This window comes from Streptomyces deccanensis, assembly GCF_022385335.1.
GTDB classification, from domain to species: Bacteria; Actinomycetota; Actinomycetes; order Streptomycetales; family Streptomycetaceae; genus Streptomyces; species Streptomyces deccanensis.
The window spans coordinates 1,105,377-1,128,966 of the sequence record NZ_CP092431.1 but is presented as its reverse complement, the minus strand read 5'-3'; the positions used below and the strand labels follow the sequence as shown (position 1 = coordinate 1,128,966).

The 23,590-nt window shown below is 71.2% G+C and carries 25 protein-coding genes; 14 read left to right on the top strand and 11 right to left on the bottom strand.

Annotation, left to right across the window (positions count from 1 at the left end):
• Positions 1 to 16 precede the first annotated feature (16 nt).
• Entirely contained in the window at positions 17 to 1,405 is a 1,389-nt protein-coding gene (locus tag L3078_RS05190) for a nucleobase:cation symporter-2 family protein (RefSeq protein ID WP_239751214.1), read from the bottom strand.
• A 226-nt stretch (positions 1,406 to 1,631) separates the two neighbouring features.
• Here L3078_RS05190 and L3078_RS05185 point away from each other — a divergent pair, with 226 nt between their 5' ends.
• Positions 1,632 to 2,108, top strand: coding sequence for a DUF6214 family protein (locus tag L3078_RS05185; RefSeq protein ID WP_239760212.1), 477 nt, complete (start codon positions 1,632 to 1,634; stop codon positions 2,106 to 2,108).
• Between the two features lie 68 nt (positions 2,109 to 2,176).
• Here L3078_RS05185 and L3078_RS05180 read toward each other — a convergent pair whose 3' ends face one another.
• Complete coding sequence (locus tag L3078_RS05180) at positions 2,177 to 2,842, bottom strand: DUF305 domain-containing protein (protein ID WP_239751212.1); 666 nt, start codon at positions 2,840 to 2,842, stop codon at positions 2,177 to 2,179.
• A gap of 194 nt (positions 2,843 to 3,036) precedes the next feature.
• Between L3078_RS05180 and L3078_RS05175 the strand changes: the two genes are divergently transcribed.
• A complete protein-coding gene (locus L3078_RS05175; RefSeq protein WP_239751210.1) occupies positions 3,037 to 4,548 on the top strand; it encodes an LVIVD repeat-containing protein in 1,512 nt (503 codons plus the stop codon).
• 308 nt (positions 4,549 to 4,856) lie between these two features.
• Here L3078_RS05175 and L3078_RS05170 read toward each other — a convergent pair whose 3' ends face one another.
• The 4 genes from L3078_RS05170 to L3078_RS05155 form a co-directional block, all read right to left on the bottom strand.
• A complete protein-coding gene (locus L3078_RS05170) occupies positions 4,857 to 5,555 on the bottom strand; it encodes an HAD family hydrolase (protein WP_239751208.1) in 699 nt (232 codons plus the stop codon).
• 32 nt (positions 5,556 to 5,587) lie between these two features.
• Positions 5,588 to 6,271 (bottom strand): phosphatase PAP2 family protein, encoded by a 684-nt coding sequence (locus tag L3078_RS05165; protein WP_239751206.1) that lies wholly within the window; start codon positions 6,269 to 6,271, stop codon positions 5,588 to 5,590.
• Between the two features lie 134 nt (positions 6,272 to 6,405).
• Entirely contained in the window at positions 6,406 to 7,347 is a 942-nt protein-coding gene (locus L3078_RS05160) for a M56 family metallopeptidase (RefSeq protein ID WP_239751203.1), read from the bottom strand.
• A 91-nt stretch (positions 7,348 to 7,438) separates the two neighbouring features.
• Entirely contained in the window at positions 7,439 to 7,993 is a 555-nt protein-coding gene (locus tag L3078_RS05155; protein ID WP_239751202.1) for a DUF5134 domain-containing protein, read from the bottom strand.
• A gap of 216 nt (positions 7,994 to 8,209) precedes the next feature.
• Between L3078_RS05155 and L3078_RS05150 the strand changes: the two genes are divergently transcribed.
• Both L3078_RS05150 and L3078_RS05145 read left to right on the top strand, forming a co-directional pair.
• A complete protein-coding gene (locus L3078_RS05150; RefSeq protein ID WP_239751201.1) occupies positions 8,210 to 9,841 on the top strand; it encodes an FUSC family protein in 1,632 nt (543 codons plus the stop codon).
• On the top strand, positions 9,838 to 10,386 hold the full coding sequence (locus tag L3078_RS05145; RefSeq protein ID WP_239751199.1) for a MarR family winged helix-turn-helix transcriptional regulator: 549 nt from the start codon (positions 9,838 to 9,840) through the stop codon (positions 10,384 to 10,386). The genes L3078_RS05150 and L3078_RS05145 overlap by 4 nt, the downstream gene beginning before the upstream one ends.
• Positions 10,387 to 10,442: 56 nt before the next feature.
• Here the strand turns inward: L3078_RS05145 and L3078_RS05140 are convergent, their stop codons facing one another.
• A complete protein-coding gene (locus tag L3078_RS05140; protein WP_239751197.1) occupies positions 10,443 to 10,835 on the bottom strand; it encodes a VOC family protein in 393 nt (130 codons plus the stop codon).
• A gap of 89 nt (positions 10,836 to 10,924) precedes the next feature.
• On the opposite strand from L3078_RS05140, the gene L3078_RS05135 reads away from it, so the two are divergent.
• A complete protein-coding gene (locus L3078_RS05135) occupies positions 10,925 to 11,464 on the top strand; it encodes a GNAT family N-acetyltransferase (protein ID WP_239751194.1) in 540 nt (179 codons plus the stop codon).
• 16 nt (positions 11,465 to 11,480) lie between these two features.
• Here L3078_RS05135 and L3078_RS05130 read toward each other — a convergent pair whose 3' ends face one another.
• On the bottom strand, positions 11,481 to 12,164 hold the full coding sequence (locus L3078_RS05130; protein WP_239751192.1) for a glycerophosphodiester phosphodiesterase: 684 nt from the start codon (positions 12,162 to 12,164) through the stop codon (positions 11,481 to 11,483).
• A gap of 415 nt (positions 12,165 to 12,579) precedes the next feature.
• Between L3078_RS05130 and L3078_RS05125 the strand changes: the two genes are divergently transcribed.
• The 4 genes from L3078_RS05125 (at position 12,580) to L3078_RS05110 (ending at position 16,513) form a co-directional block, all read left to right on the top strand.
• Positions 12,580 to 13,977 (top strand): DUF6421 family protein, encoded by a 1,398-nt coding sequence (locus tag L3078_RS05125; protein WP_239751189.1) that lies wholly within the window; start codon positions 12,580 to 12,582, stop codon positions 13,975 to 13,977.
• A gap of 47 nt (positions 13,978 to 14,024) precedes the next feature.
• Positions 14,025 to 14,777: an SDR family NAD(P)-dependent oxidoreductase gene (locus L3078_RS05120; protein WP_239751187.1), complete on the top strand. Its 753-nt coding sequence runs from the start codon at positions 14,025 to 14,027 to the stop codon at positions 14,775 to 14,777.
• The gene (locus L3078_RS05115; RefSeq protein ID WP_239751184.1) at positions 14,774 to 15,844 is read left to right on the top strand and encodes a threonine aldolase family protein; all 1,071 of its coding nucleotides are present in this window, start codon (positions 14,774 to 14,776) and stop codon (positions 15,842 to 15,844) included. The genes L3078_RS05120 and L3078_RS05115 overlap by 4 nt, the downstream gene beginning before the upstream one ends.
• Before the next feature lie 75 nt (positions 15,845 to 15,919).
• Positions 15,920 to 16,513, top strand: coding sequence for a transglutaminase domain-containing protein (locus L3078_RS05110; protein ID WP_239751180.1), 594 nt, complete (start codon positions 15,920 to 15,922; stop codon positions 16,511 to 16,513).
• 7 nt (positions 16,514 to 16,520) lie between these two features.
• On the opposite strand, the gene L3078_RS05105 is transcribed toward L3078_RS05110, so the two are convergent.
• Positions 16,521 to 17,249 carry a lysophospholipid acyltransferase family protein gene (locus L3078_RS05105; RefSeq protein WP_239751179.1) on the bottom strand — a complete coding sequence of 243 codons (729 nt, stop codon included), beginning with the start codon at positions 17,247 to 17,249 and terminating at the stop codon, positions 16,521 to 16,523.
• A gap of 187 nt (positions 17,250 to 17,436) precedes the next feature.
• Complete coding sequence (locus L3078_RS05100; protein ID WP_239751177.1) at positions 17,437 to 17,853, bottom strand: DUF4395 domain-containing protein; 417 nt, start codon at positions 17,851 to 17,853, stop codon at positions 17,437 to 17,439.
• 75 nt (positions 17,854 to 17,928) lie between these two features.
• Between L3078_RS05100 and L3078_RS05095 the strand changes: the two genes are divergently transcribed.
• From L3078_RS05095 to L3078_RS05080, 4 genes are all read left to right on the top strand, one after another.
• On the top strand, positions 17,929 to 18,342 hold the full coding sequence (locus tag L3078_RS05095; protein WP_239751175.1) for a thioredoxin family protein: 414 nt from the start codon (positions 17,929 to 17,931) through the stop codon (positions 18,340 to 18,342).
• 190 nt (positions 18,343 to 18,532) lie between these two features.
• Positions 18,533 to 19,042 (top strand): flavin reductase family protein, encoded by a 510-nt coding sequence (locus L3078_RS05090; protein WP_239751173.1) that lies wholly within the window; start codon positions 18,533 to 18,535, stop codon positions 19,040 to 19,042.
• 204 nt (positions 19,043 to 19,246) lie between these two features.
• Positions 19,247 to 20,032, top strand: coding sequence for an electron transfer flavoprotein subunit beta/FixA family protein (locus L3078_RS05085; RefSeq protein WP_239751170.1), 786 nt, complete (start codon positions 19,247 to 19,249; stop codon positions 20,030 to 20,032).
• 55 nt (positions 20,033 to 20,087) lie between these two features.
• Complete coding sequence (locus tag L3078_RS05080; protein WP_239751168.1) at positions 20,088 to 21,050, top strand: electron transfer flavoprotein subunit alpha/FixB family protein; 963 nt, start codon at positions 20,088 to 20,090, stop codon at positions 21,048 to 21,050.
• Positions 21,051 to 21,120: 70 nt separating this feature from the next.
• Here L3078_RS05080 and L3078_RS05075 read toward each other — a convergent pair whose 3' ends face one another.
• Positions 21,121 to 22,026, bottom strand: coding sequence for an endonuclease/exonuclease/phosphatase family protein (locus L3078_RS05075; protein ID WP_239751166.1), 906 nt, complete (start codon positions 22,024 to 22,026; stop codon positions 21,121 to 21,123).
• Positions 22,027 to 22,216: 190 nt separating this feature from the next.
• Between L3078_RS05075 and L3078_RS05070 the strand changes: the two genes are divergently transcribed.
• Positions 22,217 to 23,521, top strand: coding sequence for a DUF6986 family protein (locus L3078_RS05070; protein WP_239751165.1), 1,305 nt, complete (start codon positions 22,217 to 22,219; stop codon positions 23,519 to 23,521).
• Positions 23,522 to 23,590: the final 69 nt, after the last annotated feature.

The window sequence follows — 23,590 nt, the reverse complement described above, 5'->3', positions numbered from 1 at the left end:
CGGTCCACGGGGGCGCCTAGCGGGCCTCTCCCCGGGGCTCCTCGACACCCTCGTCGACGCCGCCGCCCGGGAGGCCGCCAGACTCGGCGTCGACTGAACCGGCCCTCGCCCGGCGGTGGTTGAAGAGCAGGTTCAGTGTGATCGCCGTCAGGCACCCCGCGCTGATACCGCTGTTCATCACCGTCCGGAACCACTCGGGGAACTCCGCGTACACCGTCGGCACCCCGACCGGCAGCAGTCCCACGGCCACCGAGACGGCCACGACCGTCAGGTTGTCGTTGCCCCGGAACTCCACCCGGGCGAGCGTGCGCAGACCGCTCGCGGCGACGGTGCCGAACATCACCAGGCCCGCGCCGCCGAGCACCGGAGCCGGGATCGCGGCCACCACGGCGCCGAGCTTCGGCAGCAGACCGAGCAGGACGAGCATCCCGCCCGCCGCCGCGACGACCCAGCGACTGCGTACCCGGGTCATCCCGACCAGGCCGACGTTCTGCGCGTACGCCGTGTAGGGGAAGGTGTTGAAGACACCGCCGAGGACGGTGGAGAAGCCGTCCGCGCGCAGCCCGTCCGTCAGGGACCGGGGCCGCACCTCACGGCCCGTCAGCTCGCCCACCGCGATCAGGTCACCGGTGGTCTCGGTCATCGTCACCAGGGCCACCACCAGCATGGACAGGATCGCGGAGAGGTGGAACGCGGGCGCCCCGAAGTGGAACGGCGTGCTGATGCCCAGCCAGTCGGCGTCCCCGACCGCGCCGAAGTCCGTGAACCCCAGCGGAACGGCGACCGCGAGCCCCACGACGATGCCGACCAGCACCGCGATCCGGCTGAGGAACACCGGGGCGAACCGCTGCACGCCGACCACGACGAGCAGCACGAACGCCGCCAGCGCGAGGTTCTTCGGCGCGCCGAAGTCCGACGCGCCCACCCCGCCGGCCGCCCAGTTGCCGGCCACCGGCAGCAGCGAGAGGCCGATGATCAGGATGACGGTGCCGGTGACGAGCGGCGGGAAGAAGCGGAGGAGTCTGCCGAACACCGGGGCCAACAGCATGATCGCCAGGCCGGCCACGATCACCGAGCCGTAGATCGCGGGGAGGCCGCCGCCCTCGGTGCCGATCAGCACCATGGGGGAGACGGCGGCGAACGTACAGCCCTGCATGATCGGGAGCCGGACACCGAAACGCCAGACGCCGACGCACTGGATCAGGGTCGCGATGCCGCACACGAGGAGATCGGCGGTGATCAGATAAGCCAGGTCGGCGGGCGGCAGCCGCAGGGCGCCGCCGACGATCAGGGGGACGGCGACCGCGCCCGCGTACATCGCGAGGACGTGCTGCAGGCCGAAGGCGAGGAGATGGCGGGTGGGGGGTACGTCGTCCACGGGGTGGGTGGGGGTGGTGGTTGCCATGGGCGAGACCCTAGGCGACTTGAACAGTTTGTTGATTTCAGCTGTGTTGCCACTCCTTGCCAGGGGCGGAGCGCTGCGGCGAGGGTGGGGATGCTGCGCCGTCGGGGTGCCGCGTGCCCCAGGTACGCGTGGCTGTGCGCAGAGAATCTGATCATGCGTTTACGTTGCGTGGGTGCTGGAAGCATCTTTTCTCAATCTCTCCGACCGCCACTGGCAGGACGGCGCGGTGTCCGTGCGGCCCGCGTGGGAAGTGCAGGAGCACGACGGCGCCACCGCCTGGTACAACGCCCGGCTCTCCTTCCCCGACGGTGCCGGGGTCGAGGTCCTCGCCGTGGTCTGCGAGGGCCGGCTGTCGCTGGAGGACGTACGCGCGCAGCCGCCGCTGTCCCTGGACGACCTGGCGGAGCTCGCCGACTGGATCGAGGGGCCGCTGTTCGCGGCGTGCGGCACCGCGCCGGACCTCGTCGAGGAGGAGCCGCCGCAGACCTCGCACGGGCCGGGGCGGCGGGCCCGGCCCGCGTGGCCGCGCGGTGTGGAGGGGCGGCGCATGGTGGCCGAGGAGTACCTCGCGGCGCAGCGGTGCGGCTACGACCCGGTCCTCGCGGTGATGTGCGCGACCGGTCACAGCCGCCGCAAGGCGCTCCGGCTGATCGCAGGCGCGCGCGACGAGGGCCTCCTCGGCCCCCGTCACGCCCGCCGCTGAGCTGGGACCCCGGACCCCGGACCCCGGACCCCGGACCCCGGACCCCGGGGCCCGGCGGGGCCGGTCGGTTACCGCGTCAGGTCGCGCATCCTGCTGATCTCCGTGGTCTGCTGAGCGATCACGTCGTCGGCCATCTCCTCGATCAGGATGTTGTTGCCCTGTGCCTTGACGTCCGTGGCCATGGTGATCGCCCCCTCGTGATGGGTGATCATCAGCTTCAGGAACAGCTGGTCGAACTTCTCCCCGTCGAGCGTGCCGAGTTCCTTCAGTTGTGCCCCGGTCGCCATGCCGGGCATCTCCTCGTGGTCGTGCGACGTGTCGCGCTCGTCACCGTCGTGGGCCTTCAGCCAGCCCTCCATGGCCTCGATCTCGGGCTTCTGGGCGGCCGAGATGCGCTCGGCGATCCGCTTCACCTGGGTCGACTTCGCGTGGTCGGGGGCGAGTTCGGTCATCTCCAGGGCCTGGGTGTGGTGCAGGATCATCATGCGCGCGTAGTCGTAGTCCGCGGAATTCGGAGAGTCGTCCTCCGCTCGCTGCTTCTCGACTTCTTCCGGCGAAAGTGTTTGAGCGGTCTCACCGGGTTTTCCGGGCGCGATCACCGCCGGCCCGCTCGACCTGTCCGAACCGCCGTCGGGAGCCGCCTCGGACCCCGACTCGCAGCCCACGAGCGCCAGTAGAGCGGCCGTCAGCGAGGCCGTGACCAGCGGCGCGCGGGATGTGCGGCGAACGAGCACAGTGACCTCCTGGGACACAGCAACGGGCGTACACCTCGTGAGTGTTGACGAACGTTCCTAACACGCTTTCGCATGCTGGTGATCAAATTTGTTCGTTACAAGTACATTGCCGTCTGTTGATCTGTGCATGATGAAGACGATACTGCGGAGGTGCTCGAACCGTTCAACCGCGAACGGCCACAAGGGAGGACACAGTGACCCTGTTGAACAACCTTCGGACGCGGCGCAGACGTCTGGGGGTCGCCGCGACTGCGGCCGGCCTCCTGGCCGCGTTGCTCACCGCCGGACCGGCGGCCGCGACCCCCGACCCGGGGGACTCGCCCGCCGTGCGGGAGAAGGTCTCCAAGAGTGACGCCGCCGAGGCGCGCGAAGCGATAGCCGCCGGCGAGATCCCCGGCCAGGACGAGATCGTCCATTCCGCCAACATCCAGCATCTGGCCAACATCCCCAAGGACGCGCTGCCGGGCACCAACTCGGACCTCGCCTTCCAGGGCAGGTACGCCTTCGCCGGCAACTACGACGGTTTCCGTGTCTTCGACATCAGCAACCCGAAGGCGCCGAAGACGGTCGCCCAGGTCCTCTGCCCGGGCTCGCAGAACGACATCTCCGTCTCCGGGAACCTGCTCTTCCTGTCCACCGACTCCTCGCGCAGCGACAACTCCTGCAACAGCACGACGCAGCCCGCGACCGAGAAGTCGTCGTGGGAGGGCGTGAAGATCTTCGACATCAGCGACAAGGCGAACCCGAAGTACGTCGCCGCCGTGGAGACGGCCTGCGGTTCGCACACCCACACGCTGGTGCCCGAGCGCAGGAACGTCTACGTCTACGTCTCCTCGTACTCGCCGAACGCCTCGTTCCCCGACTGCCAGCCGCCGCACGACGGCATCACGATCATCAAGGTGCCCCGCAAGTCCCCGGAGAAGGCGGCCGTGGTGGGCTTCCCGGTCCTGTTCCCCGGTGAGGGCCCGGACGGTGGCGGCAACCCGGGTTCACCCACGAACCCCGGCGTCTCCAAGACCACCGGCTGCCACGACATCACGGTGCTGCCGTCGAAGGACCTCGCGGCCGGCGCGTGCATGGGCGACGGCATCCTGTTCTCCATCAAGGACCCGGAGAACCCGAAGGTCATCGACCAGGTCCAGGACAACGTGAACTTCGCGTTCTGGCACTCGGCCACCTTCAACCAGAAAGCGAACAAGGTCGTCTTCACCGACGAGTTGGGCGGCGGTGGCGCGGCCACCTGCAACGAGGCGATCGGCCCGAACCGCGGCGCCGACGGCATCTACGACATCGTCGGCAAGGGGGACAAGCGCCAGCTCGTCTTCAAGAGCTACTACAAGATCCCGCGTCACCAGGCCGACACCGAGAACTGCGTCGCCCACAACGGCTCGCTGATCCCGGTCAAGGGCAAGGACATCATGGTCCAGGCGTGGTACCAGGGCGGTGTCTCCGTCTGGGACTTCACCGACTCCACCAAGCCCAAGGAGATCGCGTACTTCGAGCGCGGCCCGATCTCCACCACCACCCTGGTGGGCGGCGGTACCTGGTCGGCGTACTACTACAACGGCCACATCTACTCGAACGACATGGTGAAGGGCTTCGACGTCCTGAAGATCAACGACCGCCGGACGGACCCGGCCAAGTGGGTCCACCAGAGTGAGCTCAACGTGCAGACGCAGCCGGACTACTTCGACTTCGACTGGTAGAAGTACCGCGACGCGGTCACGTCACGCGTCCCGCCGGGCCCTTCGCGGCCCGGCGGGACACCGCGCTCCCGGCGACCGCGCCGAACGGGGAGCCGCGCGAGGACATCCGGTAACTCCCGCGTCGATCGACGAACGGCGAACTATACTCAGCGCTTCCGGGCGGCGACCCTGTGTGGGCCCGCCCGGCCGCTGTTCGTCCCGGGCCGCACGGGGGACGGTCCGGGACGGACGTCCGGTGGCGACGAACAGCCGCCCTGCGCACGGGACTCGGACGCACGGCCCCTCGCGGGGCGGCGGCCGGCACCGGCTCAGTCCAGCAGTTCCAGCACCCGCCGCAGCCCGTCCGGCCGCTCCGCGACGGGCAGATGGTCCACGAAGTGCACCCCGCACCCCAGCGTCGCCGCACCGGCGTCGGCCCGCCGGTCGTCGCCGACCATCAGGGTGTCCCGCGCGTCGACACCGAGCGCCGCGCAGGCGATCGCGAACAGCCGCGGGTCCGGCTTCTGCACGCCGTGCTCGTACGACAGCACGTACACGTCGACGTACGGGTCGAGGCCGTGCGCGCGGAACACGGGCCGCAGGTCCCAGCCGATGTTGCTCACCACACCGACGGCCACCCCGCGTGCCCGCAGGCCGACGAGGACGTCGACCGCGTCCGGGTACGGACTCCAGGCCGCCGGTGTCATATGGCGGTCGTACAGCGCGTCGTGGAGCGTCGGGTCGGGGAGCGTGACACGACGGGACAGCCCGGTGAAGGCGGCCCGGTGCTCCTCGGCGCTCCGGTCCCGCAGCGCCCACAGAGCGGCCAGGTCCCCGGTCGGCGTCTCCGCCGGGACGGCGCCGCCCGGCAGGGCGCCCGCCCGCTCCAGTGCCTCGGCCGCCCGGACCAACTCCGCCTCGGGCAGGGTGAGCGAGGAGGCGGTGAGGACCGCGCGGAGCCAGGACTCGGTGGACTCCACGCGGAAGAGCGTCCCGGAGAAGTCGAACAGCACTCCCTTGACCGTCATGCCGTCGATCTTTCGTGGCGGCGCGGACCCGGTCAAGTACGCCTCGGCGCGCCCCACTTCTCGTACGCGAGCACCGCCAGCGCGATCGTCAGACCGCCCAGCAGCCAGCCGCCCAGCACGTCCGACGCCCAGTGCACGCCCAGCCAGATCCGGGTCAGCCCGACGCCCACGACCGAGACGGCGGTCACCGCCACGGCCGTGCGCACGACGGTACGACTGGCCCCGTACAGGTGCAGCAGCCACACCATCAGCCCGAGGACGACCGTGGCCGTCATGGCGTGGCCCGACGGATACGCGGCGTAGTGGGCGGAGTCGACGGGGTCGGGCCACGCGGGCCTTTCCCGGCCGACGGCGGCCTTCAACGCCTGCTGCAACGCCGTGCCCGCCGCGCAGGTGACCGCCAGCCAGACGGCGAGCCACCATTCCCGGTGGCGCCACACCAGCCAGATCGCGGCGGCCGCCGCCAGCAGACGCATCGTCACCGGGTCCCAGACCCAGTCCGTCAGGATGCGGAACGCGTGGGTGACGCCCGGTTCGTCGACGGCCCATCCGTGGGTGGTGTTCGCGATGCTCTCGTCCAGCGACATGAGTGGCGCCCACGAGATCGCGACCAGGACGAGCAGCAGGAAGGACGGCGCCGCGAAGGCCGCGGCGGCGCGGGCGGTGCGGTGGGTCGACGGCCGGTGGGGCGGCGAGTCGACGGTGGGGGTGTGCATACAGCGATCCTGGCCGACTCCCGGGGCCTCGGGCCAATGCCGAGGCGTGAGATCACTGTCACGCCCCGCGACCGGAGCAAAGCCGTCACGCCGCACGTTGTCCTTGGGCTCGTCTTGGCCCTTTCTTTGCCATGTCACGACCTACCGAGTGCCCGCAACGCGGGAACGAAAGCCACCAGCACCGGTACGGCCGGCACCAGGGCGGCGTACGCGGTCAGCCGCAGCCGGTGCGCCGGCGTGAGGCGTTCCGGGGGCGCGAGCAGCCGGTCGACGCGCTGCGGCACATGGTCCTCGGGGGTCGGACAGGGGCCGAACACCCCCCGGTCCTCGTTGAGGCCGACCAGGGCGAGGGCGATGGTGAGACGGCCGTGGCGACGGGAGGCCGTGTCGTCGGCGGCGAGTTCGACCAGCCGGTGCATCTCGTCGCGGAACGCCGCGAACACCGGAACCCGGGGGAATCCGTCCGCGAGCGCGGCCGAACAGTGCAGCAGCCAGTGGTGCCGTGCCCGCGCGTGCCCCTGCTCATGGGCGACCACCGCGTCCACCTCCCGGCCCTTCAGCCGACGCAACGCGGCCGTGGTGATGACCAGTCGGGGCGTCGGGCCGGGCAGCCACCAGGCGTCCGGCCGCTCGCCCTCGACCACGACAAGCCGGTCGCCGTCCGGCTCCTCGCCGGGCAACAGCGGGGCGCGCAGCCGGAGTTCGGCATGGCGGCGACGGCGCTCCCGCCGGGCCCCGAGGACCTCGCGGACCAGCATCGTCCCGGTCCACAGCCCGCCGCCCGCGAGGGCGACGGCGGTGCCCACGGCCCAGGAGCCGCCGCTGTCCAGCGCGTACGCGTCCACGACCCCCTGCGGCGCGGGCGCGAACACCCGCCCGCGCACCACCGTCCAGGCCGCCGCCGCGCTCAGCGCCATCGACAGCGCACAACACAGCAGCACCGCCGCCACCACGCACTGCCACACCCACAGGGCGACCACCGGTTCACGGTCCGGCCAGTCGGCGCGGGCCAGCAGTCGCGGGGCGACGACGGCGGTCAGGGCGCCGAGCAGCAACAACGCCGCGGGGACCATCATGAGGCGCAGCCTATGAGCGCGCCGGCGCACGGCGACACGGGCCGAGCCACCGAAGTGACGCAGACCACGACCGGTCGTCGTCCGCGGCGGTTCAGACCGTCAGCAGCATGGCGAACATCCCGATGCCCATGGACAGTCGACAGGCCCGCGCCAGCTCCGGCCGGTCTCCCCAGCCCGTCGCGCCCCCGGCCCGCACCCCCGTCCGCGCGGCGGCCGGTACGGGCACGAGCCGGAGCCCCGCCCACACCACGTACCCGGCGAAGTACACCAGCAGCGCCCCCGTCACCGGAGGCAGCCCCGTACCGCCGTGGCCGCCACCCGGCGCGAGGGCCATGACGGCGGCCATGTAGACCATCGCCAGCGCACCCACCAGATGGTGCAGATGGTGTGCGCCCGCGCGGGCCGCCCACAGCGCGCGCACCGCGGCCGCGCCGAACACGAGGGTGTAGAGGAGCCAGGCCCAGCGCGGCGGAGCCACGGCCGCGGCGGGCACGGCCATCGCCGCCATGCCGAACCCCATCAGCGCCTCACCGCCGGCGGCGCGCCGCTGCTCCTCCACGGCGCTGCGCATCCGCAGCAGGCAGTACGCCCCGGTCACCGCGCACAGCGCGACCAGCAGCCAGCCGGCCGACACCGGTCCGTGCACCGCGCACCTCCCCGTTCGACTTCCCGTTCGACGACATGGGTCGTGCTGAGAGTGAGGTCGGACAGTCGGTCAGGGCATGCCCGGGCCCGATGGCGCGCATACGAGCGCAAGGGTGTACGCGGGGGAGCGCGCGGGAGTGCGCGCCACGAGACGAGTGCCACAGTCCGTCAGTCCGTCAATATGTTTCACGAGTAAAACACCAGCTAAGGTTGTCGCATGCGCAGCGTCCGACCACCCCGCATCCGCCGGCTCCCGCTCTCCGGTGTCCTCCGGGTGAACCGCCCCTCGGAGATCTGGTTCAAGCCCGCGCTCAGCGTGGTCGTCGCGACGGCACCGCCGAACCTCACCCTCCTGGCCCTCGACCGCCTCGACCTGGCGATGTACGCGATGGCCGGCTCCCTGTGCGCGCTCTACGCCCACCACCGCCCCTACGCGGCCCGCGCCCTGACCCTCGCCCGGGTCGTGCTCGGCATGGTCGCCGGACTCGCGGTCGCCCTGGTCACCGCCTCGCTCACCATGAACGCGGTGGTGCTGGTGACCGTGGGCGCGCTGCTCGCCGCCGCGCAGAAGGTCCTGTGCGACGCGAGCCGGATCGGACCGCCCGCCAACGTCATCTTCACGTTCGTCACCTCGGCGGCCCTTTTCGTGCCCCAGAGCCCCGCCCAGGTCCCCGGCCATCTCGCCGTGGCCGCCGTCGCGGGCGCCTGGGCCTGGCTCGTCTGCATGGCCCCGGGACTGCCGCGCCCGTACGGTCCGGAGCGCCGCGCCACCGCCCAGGCGCTGAACGCGGTGGCCTCCCACGTCGAGGCACCCGAGCGGCCCGGGTCCCACACGGCCGCCGCGACCGCCGTGCACACCGCCTGGCAGACCCTGCTGACCGCCGGCCCCCGCACCGAGCCCCGGCGAGCCCTCGCGGCGCTCCTGGTCCGCGCCGACGTCGCACTCGCCGCGCCCACCGAGGCGGACCCCGACCGACTGCGCGCTCTCGCCCGGAGTCCGCTCGCCGCCGCACGCCGCCGGCGAGCCGCCCCCGCGCCGGCGGCCGACGCACGGCTCGACGCGGAGTACGGACGCCCTGCCCGGCGGCCCCCTCTGGGGAGTGCGCTCGGTCCGCTCGCCCCCCTCGCGGTACGCACCGCCCTCGGGTGCGCCCTCGCCGGGTACGCCTCCCTCGCGATCGGGGTCGGCCGCCCCTACTGGGCCCTCGTCACCGCCGCCTCGCTCTACCAGGCGAACCTCACGCTCACCTGGAGCCGGGGCGTCCAGCGCGTCGTCGGCAACCTCGCCGGGGTGCCGGCCTTCGCCGCCCTGGTCCCGCTCGCCCACCTCGGCCCGGCGGCGCTCGTACTGTGCTGCCTGGCGCTCGCCTTCGGCGCCGAGGCCCTCATCAGCCGCAACTACTGGCTCGGCTCCGTCTGCGTCACCCCGATGGCCCTCCTCGTCACCGAGTTCGTCCGCTTCACCGACCCCGCGGAGCTGATCACCGACCGGCTCTCGGACACGCTCGTCGGCGCTCTGGTCGGCTTCCTCACGGCGGTCGTCGTCACCAACAGGCGCGCCGGCGACCGGGTCGCCCACTCCGTCGCCGTCGTGGAGCGCGCCCACGCGCACACGCTCCGCACCGCCGCCGACCCGGCCGCCACCCCCGGCGCCCTGCGCGCCGCCCGGCGCGACCTGGCCGCGGCCCTCGTCGAACTGCGTGCCGCCTCCGACACCGCGAGCGGCGAATGGTGGCAACGCGCCCTGCCGTCGGAGCGGGTGACACACGTCGAGCAGGCCGGACACCGTACGCTCGCGGCGACGGTACGACAGCACGGGTTCCAGGCAGCGGAGGGCGCACGGGCATGACGGCAGGCAACGGGCGGGCGGGGACGGGCAGCGGCGCGGCTCTCGGAGACACGGTCGCCAAGGTGGTGCGCCAGTGGCAGACGGTGCACCCCGGTCTCGACACCGCGCCGATGGAGATCATCGGCCGCGTCAACCGCTGTGCCGCCCTCCTCCAGCAGGCCGAGGACGCGCCCCTGCGTCACGCCGGGCTCACCCGCCCCGAGTTCGACGTCCTCGGCACCCTGCGCCGCACGGGCCACGAGCTGACGCCCAGTGAGATCGCCCGGGAGACGTTCGCCTCCGGCGCCGCCGTCACCAAGCGCCTCAAGCTGCTCACCGAGCGGGGTCTCGTCGAGCGCCGGGGCGACTCACGCGACCGGCGCGTCGCCCATGTCCGTCTCACCGACACCGGCCGCGACCTCGTGGACAGCGTCATGCCGGAGCAACTGGCGTACGAGGAGACCGTGCTCTCCGGCGTGGGCACCGGCGACCGGCGCGAACTCGCCGTCCTGCTGGGCGAGTTGCTCATCCAGCTGGAAGGCCGCCTGGGCCTGCCGCGCGCCTGAGACGAACCGGCGCCCGAGTGACGCGGCGCCGACCCCGGCCGCCGGCGTGCGCCCCGTCAGATCCCCGGCCGATAGCGCAGCGGGTGGTCCGCCGGGATCTCCACGAGCACGATCTCCGTGCCGTCCGGGTCGGCGATCCACATCTCGATCAGACCCCAGGGCTCCCGCACCGGTGGCCGGCGCACCTCCACCCCGGCCGCCAGCAGTTCCGCGTGCGCCGCCGTCACGTCCGCGACCTGGAGCCACAGCTTCAGCGCGGGCGACGGCGGCGTCTCGGAGCGGCCCGCGACCTCCAGGAAACCGCCACCGAGGAAGTACACGACACCCCGGTGCTCGCCCGTACCGAACTCGCGGTACACGGGGAGCCCGAGCTGCTCGCCGTAGAAGACGCGGGAACGCTCCGGGTCGGTGGGGCGCAGGAGGGTGCGGCTGCTCAGTACGTGGATCATGCGATCGAGGGTAGGTGGTGCTCCGCCGGGGACGGGCTGTCGCTACCCTCTTCGGTGTTCGAGCCCCGCGGATCTACCAGGAGCAGCCCGTGGACACCGCCGCCACCGATCTGACGTTCCGGGACGCCACCGACGCCGACGTGGACGTCCTCGTCGCGCTGATCGAGTCGGCGTACCGAGGGGACTCCAGCCGGGCCGGATGGACCACGGAGGCGGACATCCTCGAAGGGCAGCGGACCGACCCCGAGGGTGTCCTCGCGGTCATCAAGGCCCCCGACAGCCGACTGCTCACCGTCGAGCGGGACGGCACGGTCGTCGCCTGCTGCCAGCTCGAACACCGCGGCGCGCACGCCTACTTCGGGATGTTCGCGGTCAGCCCGGCCCTCCAGGGCGCCGGCCTCGGCAAGGTGATCATCGCCGAGGCGGAACGGATCGTGCGCGAGACCTGGGGTGCCACGGAGATGCACATGACCGTGATCTCCGTACGGGACGACCTCATCGCCTGGTACGAGCGGCGCGGTTACCGCCGTACGGGACGGATGACCCCGTTCCCGTACGGCGACGAGCGCTTCGGCATCCCGCGGCGGGACGACCTGCGGTTCGAGCTGCTGGTCAAGGAGCTGGCGTAGCGGCGGGGCGCGGGGGTCAGGCGGTGAAGCGGCCCGTGCGTTTGATGTCCGGGTAGTCGGTCGTCGCGCCGTCCAGCTGGAGGGCGCGGACCAGGCGCAGATGGTCCTGGGTGTTCACCACCCAGCCGATGATCCGCAGGTTCGCCTTGCGGGCCTTCTCGACGACCTCCAGCGTCAGCCGCCGGATGTTCAGCACCAGGGTGGCGGCGCCCACCGCCACCGCCCGGTCCACGACGTCGGTGCCGAAGCGGCTGGCGACCAGCGCGGTACGGACGCCCGGCACGAGACGGGCGATCTCGGCGACCGCCTCGTCGTGGAAGGACAGCACCTCGACCCGTCCGACCAGGTCGCGCCGGTGCATGACCTCGGCGAGGGCGCGGGCCGCCGCCGTGTCCTTGATCTCGGCCTGGAGCGGCGCCCGTACCGCGTCCAGGACCTCCTCGAAGGTGGGCACGCGCTCGCCGCGGCCCGCGTCCAGGGCGCGCAGCTCGGCGAGGGTCTTGTCGGCGATCGGGCCCGTGCCGTCCGTCGTCCGGTCCACATCCGCGTCGTGCATGACGACGAGCGCGCCGTCCTTGCTCAGATGCAGATCGAGTTCGATGACGTCGAGGCCCGCGCGATCGGCGGCCACGAAGGAACGGAGGGTGTTCTCGGGTTCGACACCCATGACTCCGCGGTGACCGATGGTGAGGAAGTTCAAGGTGGACTCGCTTCCGTCGACGGCGGCTCGGACCGCGCGACCGGGGGAGGGGCGGCACGCGGCTGGGGCGCAGCGTAGTCCTCCCGCCGTGCGATGCATCCGCATGTGCACGGGCCCTTTCGGGTCGTGTCACCCCGTGTCACGTCGGGGAACAGGACCGTTTCCGCACCTGGCCCGCACCGATCAGGTCATCCCTGAGTGGGCGAGTCCGGTGCGCGTTGACCCTGGGTGCCCTCCGCGCGGAGACCCCGACGCACGAAGTGTGACCTACGACGCGTGTGACAGGAGATTCAGCGGTTAGGTGCCGGGAGTGGCGGGAAGATTTCCGGCTGGGCCGCTCATGATCGGTCTTGCGGTGAGGAAGCCTCGCTACGTACGGTGTCCTTACGAAAGGTTCTCCCGTGGAGGATGGGTCATGACGGAAATTCTTGTGCAGATGGGCGTGGAGGGCGTTGTTCCTTCGGTCGGTAGGGTGGTGGAGCATCCGGCCTGGCCCGTGCTCAAGGATGCCGTGGAGCGGATCCGGCCATGGCAGTCGAAGGACGGCTCCATCGACTTCGACGCGGAGCGGGCCCCCGCTCAGGCCGCCGCCGAGCAGGCCGTACGGGAGATCGTCGAGGCCGTCGAGGCGCTGTCCCCGTTGCTGCCGCACGACGCCGCCTACCACGAGGCGCTCGTCCAGGACCTGAGGCGCTGGGCCGACGGGGGCTTCGAGGTGCCCGACTTCCTCGACTCGCTGCTCGCCTTCCAGCCGGCCGCCAACCGCGCGGACGGCCTCCAGCACCTGGTCGTGTTCCCGATGTACACGCAGAACGGCAACCCCGACCGCAACCTCGAAGCGGTCGTGCTGCGCATGGTCTGGCCCGAGTGGCTGGCCGAGCTGGAGCGCACCCGGTACGACAACCCGCTGTTCTGCGGCATCAAGTTCGAGGACTTCACGGCGGGCTACGACACCAACTCCGCCGTGCTCTTCCCGGAGACCATCGCCGTGCGCGAGGCGCCGGAACGATTCTCCTGGGGTGGCATCTTCTGCGACCGCGAGGCCGCCCGCTTCCGCCGGGTCACCGACGCCGCCGTCGACATCCTCGGCCTGGAGCTGCCCGAGGACGTCGCCGCGATGGTCCACGACCAGACCCGCTGCGAGGAGGCCTTCGTCCTGTGGGACATGGTTCACGACCGCACCCACAGCCACGGTGACCTGCCCTTCGACCCGTTCATGATCAAGCAGCGCCAGCCGTTCTGGATGTACGGCCTGGAGGAGCTGCGTTGCGACCTGACCGCCTTCAAGGAGGCCGTGAAGCTGGAGGCCGAAGGCGTCGCGCAAGCCCGTGACGTGCAGTTCGCGGTCCTCTTCGACCGGATGTTCCGCTTCCCGGTCACCGGTGAGCGGGTCCGCAACTACGACGGTCTCGGCGGCCAGCTCCTCTTCGCCTACCTGCACAAGCACGACGTCGTCCGCTGGACCGACAACAAGCTGCACATCGACTGGCGGCGCGCCCCGCAGGTCACCAACCAGCTCTGCGCCGACATCGAGCAGCTCTACCGCGACGGCATCGACCGCCCGAAGCTCGTCCACTGGTTCGCCGGGTACGAGCTGGTCTCCACCTACCTCGCCCCGCACCCCGGCTCCCGCTGGGCCAAGGGCCCGGACGCCCTGGATCTGACGCAGCCGCCGCGGAAACTCGTCGACGACGTGCTTCCGGACGAGTTTCCGCTCAGCATGTTCTATGAGGCGCTCGCCAAGAAGCTCAAGACCGTGATCGCCTCCACCAAGGGCATCACCGCGGCGGACACCGAGCGGGTCGCCGCGTGACCGCCCGGCTCGCAGACGTCACAGTCGCTGCCCAGGAGGCGAAGACCATGCAGAACGGCAACGGTGCACTGAGCGGCGCGGTGATCGCGGTGGCCGGCGCGGGCGGACCCGCCGGCCGGGCGGCCCTGCTGCGGCTGGCCGACGCGGGGGCGATCGTCGTCGGCTCCGACAACGACCCCGAGCGGCTCTCCGAGGCCGTGGACGCGGCCCGCTACGCGCACGGTGGCGCCACCGTCGTCGGCGACACGGTCGACCTGCTCGACCTGCAGTCCACCCGTGACTGGGCCACCCGCATCGAGAAGGACTTCGGCCGGGTCGACGGCCTCGTCCACCTCGTCGGCGGCTGGCGCGGCAGCGAGACCTTCACCAGGACCAGCCTCGACGACTGGGACTTCCTGGAGATGCTGCTGATCCGCACCGTGCAGCACACCTCCCTCGCCTTCCACGAGGCCCTGCAGCGCAGCGAGCGCGGCCGGTACGTGCTGATCAGCGCGGCCGGCGCCAGCAAGCCCACCGCCGGCAACGCCGCCTACGCCGCCGCCAAGGCCGCCGCCGAGGCGTGGACGCTCGCCACGGCCGACTACTTCCGCAAGGCGGGCGGCCCGGAGGGACCGACCTCCGCGGCTGCCATCCTGGTGGTGAAGGCATTGGTGCACGACGCGATGCGCGCCGACCGCCCCAACGCGAAGTTCGCGGGCTTCACCGACGTCAAGGAGCTGGCCGAGGCCATCGCCGGGGTCTGGGACAAGCCCGCCGCCGAAGTGAACGGACACCGTCTGTGGCTGACCGACAAGCCGTGAACCCTCCGAAGACCGACGCCCGACGCCATCACGACCCGGAGGTCCGCGGCTTCGCCAGCGACAACTACGCGGGGGTCCACCCCGAGGTGCTCGCCGCCCTGGCCCTGGCCAACGGCGGGCACCAGGTCTCCTACGGCGAGGACGACTACACCGAGAACCTCCAGCGGATCGTCCGCAGCCACTTCGGCGCCACCGCCGAGGCGTTCCCCGTCTTCAACGGCACCGGCGCGAACGTCGTCGCGCTCCAGGCGGTCACCGACCGCTGGGGCGCGGTGATCTGCGCCGAGAGCGCGCACATCCACGTCGACGAGTGCGGGGCGCCCGAGCGGGTCGGCGGACTGAAGCTGCTCACCGTGCCCACGCCCGACGGCAAGCTCACCCCCGAGCTCATCGACCGGCAGGCGTACGGCTGGGACGACGAGCACCGCGCCATGCCGCAGGTCGTCTCGATCACCCAGAGCACCGAACTCGGCACCCTCTACACGCCCGAGGAGATCCGCGCGATCTGCGACCACGCCCACGCGCACGGCATGAAGGTGCACCTGGACGGCTCGCGGATAGCGAACGCCGCCGCCTCCCTGGACGTGCCGATGCGGACGTTCACCAACGCGGTCGGCGTGGACCTGCTCTCCCTGGGCGGCACCAAGAACGGTGCGATGTTCGGCGAGGCGGTCGTCGTGATCAACCAGGACGCCGTCCGCAGGATGAAGCACCTGCGCAAGCTCTCCATGCAGCTCGCGTCCAAGATGCGCTTCGTGTCGGTGCAGTTGGAGGCCCTGCTGGCGAAGGATCTGTGGCTGCGCAACGCCCGCCACTCCAACGAGATGGCCCAGCGGCTCGCCGAGGGCGTCCGCGCGGTCCACGGCGTCGAGATCCTGTACCCGGTGCAGGCCAACGCCGTCTTCGCCCGCCTCCCGCACGACGTGAGCGAGCGGCTGCAGAAGCGCTTCCGCTTCTACTTCTGGGACGAGGCGGCCGGTGACGTCCGCTGGATGTGCTCGTACGACACGACGGAGGAGGACGTGGACGGGTTCGTCGCGGCCCTCAAGGAGGAGATGGCCCGCTGACGGAGCGTGCATAGATATACGGTCACCCGAAAAGTCATTGACTCTCGGGTGATCGTTTTCCTATGCTCTGTGGGCATGGAGCTGATCCAACAAACCCCCGACCTGTCCGCCTATCTGGTGGCCGACGAGGTCATCGACCATCACCATCCGCGGGTACGGCAGACGGCCGCGCACCTCGCCGAGACGGTGGCGGACTCGTATGGCTATGCACAGGCGGCCTTCGAGTACGTGCGCGACGGCATCCCGCACTCCCAGGACGCCGATGATCCGCGCGTCACCTGGCGCGCCTCCGACGTCCTCGAACAGCGCACCGGGATCTGCTACGCCAAGGCCCACGCCCTGGCCGCCCTGCTGCGGGCCGAGGACATCCCGACCGCGCTCTGCTACCAGCGGCTGGCGCACGACGACGGTGACGGACACGCCGTCCACGGACTGGTCGCCGTGCGCTTCAACGGCGCCTGGCACCGCCAGGACCCCCGGGGGAACAAGCCGGGTGTGGACGCCCGCTTCTCACTGACCGGGGAGCGGCTGGCCTGGGTGCCCGACCCGGCCCTGGGCGAGGTGGACTATCCGACCCTCCACGCCGCACCGCACCCGGCCGTGCTCGGCGCCCTCCGCGCGGCCCCGGACCGGCGGCAGCTGTGGAGGACGCTCCCCGAGGCGCTCTAGCGCCGGGTCAGCGGGCCTCGGCCTCGCGGACCTGCTCCGGGGTCGGGGCCGTGCCGCCGAGGTGGGCGGGCATCCACCAGGTGTCGTCCGGGCCCTTGGGGCGGACCGGGTAGGCGCGCTGGGCCGCCTCCAGCAACTCCTGCACCCGCTCGCGGAGTTGGCGGGTGATGGCGCCCGCGTACTTGTCCTTCGAGGCCTCTATCGCCTCACCGACCCGGATGGTGATCGGGGTGTGGCTGCGCTTGAAGTTGCGCGGGTGACCCTTGGTCCACAGCCGCTGTGTGCCCCACACGGCCATCGGGATCAGCGGGACGCCCGCCTCCTGGGCCAGCCGGGCGGCGCCCGACTTGAAGCTCTTCAGCGTGAACGACTGCGAGATGGTGGCCTCGGGGAAGACGCCGATGATCTCACCGGAACGCAGCGAGTCCAGCGCGTGCGCGTAGGCCGTCTCGCCCTGCTTGCGGTCCACCGGAATGTGCCGCATGTTGCGCATCAGCGGACCGGAGATCCTGTGCCGGAACACCGACTCCTTGGCCATGAAGCGCACCAGGCGCTTCTGCGGAAGCGCCGCCAGGCCGTCGAAGATGAAGTCCAGGTAGCTGATGTGATTGCTCACCAGCACGGCGCCGCCCTGGCGCGGGATGTTCTCCGAACCCTTGAGGTCGATCTTCAGGTCCCAGACCTTGAACAGGGTCTGGGCGAGACCGATCGCGGGACGGTAGACAAGCTCGGCCATGGGCGGAGTGGACCCTTCTCTCTGCCTGGGAATGGGTCTCCCGGCGGGAGGTTACGCAGCCGTAGGTTTACGGCATCTCGCAGATCGTGCCCCAAGAACGTACGAGTAGCCAGTCTTGGTGCCGGCCAGGGGCGAGATTCTCGTCACGTCGGACACACGATCGACCCGCCGGGCGTTCACCCGACCGTCACCGCGCGCGTACGCTCGCCCGCCGGACGAGCAGATACATCTCGCACCCCAGGCAGTACCCGAACACGGCGTTGAGGAAGGCCGCGGCGAGGGCCGCGCCGGTCGCCGCGAGGCCCAGCCACGCGGGCCCGGCCGTGAACCCGACCAGGCCCACCAGCGCGAAGACCAGCCCGACCGCCTGCGCGAACCGCGGCGGCTCCGGCGCCTCGAACTCCGTCGGCGGACCGAGGCGCGGTCGGACGAGCGTGCGGAAGACCCAGCCGTAGGGCGAACGCCCCACCCCGCCCGCCGCACCCAGCGCGAACGCGAACGTCTGCCAGGCCAGGAGCCAGGCGCTGCCGGTGATCAGCGCGACCGCCAGCACCACGGTCGTCACGGCGGCCCCGAAGCGCGGGCCCCTCACATCGATGTCCATGCGTCAAGCATTCCGCAAGCCAATCTCCGTGGGGAGGGGGGAATCTTTGCGGTCTCGTGAACGCTGAAGCACGCTGTGACCGGACTTGTGGTGTGTGGGCTGGTGCTCGCGGCGGCGAGCGTCTACGGAGTGCTGCATCGGCGGCGGAGCGGGAGAGTCAGGGTGCGCGGGCGGGACGGCGACAAGCGGGTCGGCGCGGCGGAGTTGGGGGAGGGGCTCGGCGAACGGGCCACGCTGGTGCAGTTCTCCAGCGCGTTCTGCGCCCCCTGCCGGGCGACCCGCAGGGTCCTCGCCGACGTGGCCGGAATGGTTCCGGGCGTCGCCCATGTGGAGATCGACGCCGAGGAACACCTGGACCTCGTGCGCCGGCTCGACATCCTCAAGACACCGACCGTGCTCGTGCTCGACGCCGACGGCCGGATCGTGCGCAGGGCAACCGGTCAGCCGCGCAAGGCGGATGTGATCGCCGCGCTGGGGGAGGCCGTGTGAAGCCGCATTCCGGAACGCACTTGACTGTACGCGTCACCCATCGTCAGCCTGACCGTATGTCCCGAGCAACCCTTCGCTTCGAGCGCGACGTCATGTCCCGGGCGTTCCTGGTCCGCACGGCGAGCTCGCGCTGTCCGGGAACCTGAGCTCTCACGGACCCGTACGTCGACTCCAGCAGAAGGACAGCTCCATGACGGCCACCTCCGGCCTCGGTTCGCCCCAGCTCGCCTCCCCCGACCTCCTGCGCTCCGTCTTCCGTCGCCACGCCGCCGGTGTGGCGGTGATCACGGCCCGGGGAGCCGGCGGCCCGGTCGGCTTCACCGCCACCTCGCTCAGCTCGGTCTCCGCCGACCCCCCGCTGCTCTCGTTCGGCATCGGCACCGGCGCGTCCAGCTGGCCGGTGATCTCCGAGGCCGAGCACATCGGCGTGCACATACTCGGGGAGCACCAGCGGGAGCTGGCGGCCACCTTCGCCCGCAGCGGGGCGGACCGGTTCGGGGCGCCCACCGGATGGCGTAGCGGTCCGGAGGGAGTTCCCGTGCTCGACGACGTGCTCGCCTGGCTGGTCTGCCGGGTGGTGGCGCGCGTCCCGGCCGGGGAGCACCGCATCGTCCTCGCCGAGGTCGTCGTGGGCGACCCCTCGGGCGACGGCCGGCCGCTGCTGTACCACCAGGGCCGCTTCAACGGTCTGCGAGACTGATTCCCGCCCGACTACGCAGGGTTGCCTAACTCACAGTTCAAAGCGCTTGCTTAGCGGGCACGACATGCGGGAACGTAGGTGTCGTACTGGCGAGTAATATTTCGACCGGAGCGCGGGTCGCCCCGGTCGGGATCGGCCGCTTCAGGCGCCTATGCTGCCTGGAAGAAGGCAGCCCAGAAATGACGATGCAGTAGGAGAGCCGGCGTGAGCTTGAGGATCGTTGTCACTGTGAAGTACGTGCCCGACGCCACTGGCGACCGGCACTTCGCCGATGACCTGACCGTCGACCGTGACGACGTGGACGGTCTGCTCTCCGAGCTGGACGAGTACGCCGTCGAGCAGGCGCTGCAGATCGCCGACGAGGCCGACGACGCCGAGATCACCGTGCTGACCGTGGGTCCGGAGGACGCCAAGGACGCGCTGCGCAAGGCGCTGTCGATGGGCGCGGACAAGGCGATCCACGTCGAGGACGACGATGTGCACGGCACCGACGCGATCGGTACCTCGCTGGTGCTGGCGAAGGCGATCGAGAAGGCCGGCTACGACCTGGTGATCTCCGGTATGGCCTCCACCGACGGCACGATGGGCGTCGTCCCCGCGCTGCTCGCGGAGCGTCTGGGTGTGCCGCAGGTGACGCTGCTGTCCGAGGTCTCCGTCGAGGACGGTGTCGTCAAGGGCCGTCGTGACGGCGACGCCGCGAGCGAGCAGCTGGAGGCTTCCCTTCCGGCGGTCGTGTCGGTCACCGACCAGTCGGGCGAGGCGCGTTACCCCTCCTTCAAGGGCATCATGGCGGCGAAGAAGAAGCCGGTGGAGTCCTGGGACCTGTCCGACCTGGACATCGAGGCCGAGGAAGTCGGTCTGGAGGGTGCCTGGACGGCTGTGGACTCCGCGACCGAGCGCCCGGCGCGTACCGCAGGCACGATCGTCAAGGACGAGGGCGAGGGCGGCAAGCAGCTCGCTGAGTTCCTCGCGGGCCAGAAGTTCATCTAAAGGCCCCCTCTCTTACCGCCCCGTACGCCTTCGCAATCCGCAGGAGAGCAATCCCATGGCTGAAGTTCTCGTCTACGTCGACCACGTGGACGGTGCCGTCCGCAAGCCCACCCTGGAGCTGCTGACCCTGGCCCGCCGTATCGGCGAGCCCGTCGCCGTCGCGCTGGGCAACGGTGCCGGTGACACCGCCGCCGCGCTCGCCGAGCACGGCGCCGTCAAGGTGCTGACCCACGAGGCCGCCGAGTACGCCGACTACCTGGTCGTACCGAAGGTCGACGCGCTGCAGGCCGCCGTCGCCGCCGTCTCCCCGGCCGCCGTGCTGGTCCCCTCCTCCGCCGAGGGCAAGGAGATCGCCGCCCGTCTGGCGCTGCGCATCGGCTCCGGCATCATCACCGACGCCGTCGACCTCGAGGCCGGCGACGAGGGCCCGGTCGCGACCCAGTCGGTGTTCGCCGCCTCCTTCACCACCAAGTCCCGTGTCTCCAAGGGCACCCCGGTCATCACGGTCAAGCCCAACTCGGCCGCCGTGGAGGCCGCCCCGGCCGCCGGTGCGGTCGAGGCCCTGCAGGTCACCTTCGGCGCGCTGGCCACCGGCACCAAGGTCACCGGCCGCACCCCGCGTGAGTCGACCGGGCGTCCGGAGCTGACCGAGGCCGCGATCGTGGTCTCCGGCGGCCGCGGCGTCAACGGCACCGAGAACTTCGCGATCATCGAGGCGCTCGCCGACTCCCTCGGCGCGGCCGTCGGCGCCTCGCGTGCCGCGGTGGACGCCGGCTGGTACCCGCACACCAACCAGGTCGGCCAGACCGGCAAGAGCGTCTCCCCGCAGCTCTACATCGCCAACGGCATCTCCGGCGCCATCCAGCACCGGGCCGGCATGCAGACCTCGAAGACCATCGTGGCCGTCAACAAGGACGCCGAGGCCCCGATCTTCGACCTCGTCGACTACGGCGTCGTCGGTGACCTCTTCGACGTCGTCCCCCAGCTCACCGAGGAGATCAAGGCCCGCAAGGGCTGAGCCTCCCCGAGCCGTCCGAGGCCCCCACGACCGCGCGACCGGTCGCGGGGGCCTCGGCGCGTCCGGGTCCTCATCCCAGGGTCAACGAGGCCTGCACCGGCAGATGGTCGCTCGGGTACGTCCCGTCCACCGAGAAGGTGTTCATCGCCGCCCAGTGCGTGGTCACCCCGGGGGAGGTGAGGATCCAGTCGATGCGTCTGCCGTCGGGCTTGAGCGCCCGGTAGCCGTGGTACGTCCCGTACGCCTCGGTGCGCGAGGCCGCCGCGTCCCAGGCGTCCACGAGGCCGTTGCCCAGCATCAGGTCGTACACCCGGTTGTCGTGGGCGGCCGCGTTGAAGTCGCCGGTGACGACGACCGGTGCCGAGCGGTCCCAGCCGGCGATCGTCTCGCCGATCAGTTTCGCCGAGCGCTCCCGGGCGTACTGGCTGACGCTGTCCAGATGGGTGTTCAGGACGTAGAACTCCCGTCCGCCGTCGGCGAGATCGGCGAACTTCACCCAGGTCACCATGCGCAGCCAGTCCGCGCCCCAGGTGTTGGAGGCGATCGTGTACGGGGTGTCGGACAGCCAGTAGTGATCGAACTCGATCGGGTCGAGTCTGCGGGTGTCGTAGAAGATCGCCATGAACTCGTCCTTGCTGCCACCCCCTCGGCCGGTGCCGATCCAGTCGTAGTGCGCGCCGAGATCCTTCTCGATCATGCGCAACTGCTGGTAGAGCCCCTCCTGGGTGCCGATGACGTGCGGTCGCTCGCGGCGCAGCAACTCCCGCATCACCGGTCGGCGAACGGCCCAGCGCGGTGTGCTGTCGACGACGGTCGCGAAGCGCACGTTGAACGTCATCACGTTCAGCGCGCCCGCGTACTCACCGGCGGACGCCGGTTGTGACGAGCCCGCCGTCGTCAGCAGTGGCACGGCGATGGCGGCGGCCGCCGCGGACCTGAGTCCTTGGCGACGCGTCACTCCGACCTCGTTCGGCACGCGATTCCCTCCCCTTGCGAGTCACCATGAAGCTTGCCTATGGATACGGAAGAAGACGCCGAATCCGCGATGACCAGGCGAAGAGCATGGGGAATCCCACGTCCGGAGGGTGTTGACCGAGGTCAAGACCGACCGTTAGCTTCGTCATGCGGATTGTTGATTCCGTACTGCGGAAAATGGAGGGTGTGGAATGGGGCAGGGTCGACAGGAGAACGTGGCCATGAGTCTCGCGGGCGCCGTCAGCGAGGAGATCAGCGACTCCCTCGCCCCCGTCGACGCGGAGCTGGAGCGCCGCTACCCGGGCGACCCCGGCACCCGCCAGCCCGTGCACACCGTCTACGTCCCCGGTGACGTCTTCGCCGCCGACACCCCACGCGCCTGGGGCGACCGGGCCCTCGCCGCCCTCGACGAGCACGCCCCCGACGCGGCCTCCTTCGCCGCCGTGCTCGGGCTCGGCGACGACCTCGCCGAGGCCGTGTACGACCGCGTCCGCGCCAAACTGGAGCGCGAGCCGATCGAGGACCTCCGTGTCGACTTCGAGGACGGCTACGGGGCCCGCGCCGACGCCGAGGAGGACGAGGCCGCCGCCCGGGCCGCCCGCCTGATCGCCGCGGCGTACGCCGACGGCACGGCCGCCCCGTACATGGGCATCCGGATGAAGTGCATGGAGGCGCCGGTGCGCGACCGGGGCATCCGCACCCTCGACATCTTCCTCACGGGTCTGCTGGAGGCCGGAGGCCTGCCCGACGGGCTGGTCCTGACCCTGCCCAAGGTGACCTACGCCGAGCAGGTCACCGCCATGGTCCGGCTCCTGGAGGCCTTCGAGAAGGCGCGCGGCCTGGAGCCCGGCCGGATCGGCTTCGAGATCCAGATCGAGACCAGCCAGTCCATCCTCGCCGCCGACGGCACCGCCACCGTCGCCCGGATGATCCAGGCCGCCGAGGGCCGCGCCACCGGACTGCACTACGGCACCTTCGACTACAGCGCCTGCCTGGGCGTCTCCGCCGCCCACCAGGCCAGCGACCACCCGGCCGCCGACCACGCCAAGGCGATCATGCAGGTCGCCGCGGCCGGCACCGGCGTACGCCTCTCGGACGGCTCGACCAACGTCCTGCCCGTCGGCCCGACCGCCCAGGTCCACGACGCCTGGCGCCTGCACTACGGCCTCACCCGGCGCGCCCTCGCCCGCGCCTACTACCAGGGCTGGGACATGCACCCCGGCCACATCCCGACCCGCTACGCGGCCGTCTTCGCGTTCTACCGCGAGGGGTACGCACAGGCCGCCGCCCGCCTCTCCAGGTACGCCAACCGCGCCGGCGGCGACGTGATGGACGAGCCCGCGACCGCCAAGGCCCTCGCCGGCTATCTGCTGCGCGGCCTGGACTGCGGCGCGCTCGACATCGACGAGGTGTCCCGGGCGACCGGCCTGACCCGCGCCGACCTGGAGGGCTACGCGGCGCCGAGGCGGGCGGACCTGACGGTCTCCGGCCAGTAGCGACCGGTACGGACCGATACGGACGGGTGGGCCGGCGGCGGGGTGCGTAGCGGTCCTGTGACAGCCTCC